The organism is Allobosea sp. FG18, assembly GCF_057809495.1.
The window spans coordinates 1-411 of the sequence record NZ_JBMDKB010000094.1 but is presented as its reverse complement, the minus strand read 5'-3'; the positions used below and the strand labels follow the sequence as shown (position 1 = coordinate 411).

Here is a 411-nt window from a genome sequence, read left to right as displayed (position 1 = left end):
CCGCGATATGCGGCTTCAATTCGCGGATCTTCTTGATCGCGCGCTCGATGCCGCCCGGTTGCGAGAGAACCTCATAGACCTTGTTGGCGGGAACACCGTCGGCCATCAGGGCCGGCTCCAGCGCGCCGGCCACGCCCTTGCGATAGGAGCGCTTGCCGGGGAATTTCTTGACGTCCCAGAAGTCGGCCCAGCTCTGCGGGCCGTTCTGGCCGTAGGTCTTGGTGTTCCAGGCGAGCACGGTCGAGAGCACGTCGCCGCCGACGCAATAATCCTGCGCCGTGCCGGGCAGGAAATTCGAGGTGTCGATGACCTTGTAGTCGAGCTTCTCGAGGATGCCCTCGGCGCCGGCGCGGGCGGCGCTGCCGGAGCCGCTGGCGACCACGTCCCAGGTCACGGCGCCGGCCTTCACCT

1 protein-coding gene is annotated in these 411 nt (G+C 66.9%); it reads right to left on the bottom strand.

What is annotated here, in order from left to right:
* A partial coding sequence (locus tag ACODTJ_RS29225) for an extracellular solute-binding protein (RefSeq protein ID WP_488851743.1) occupies positions 1 to 411 on the bottom strand: 411 nt, incomplete at both ends.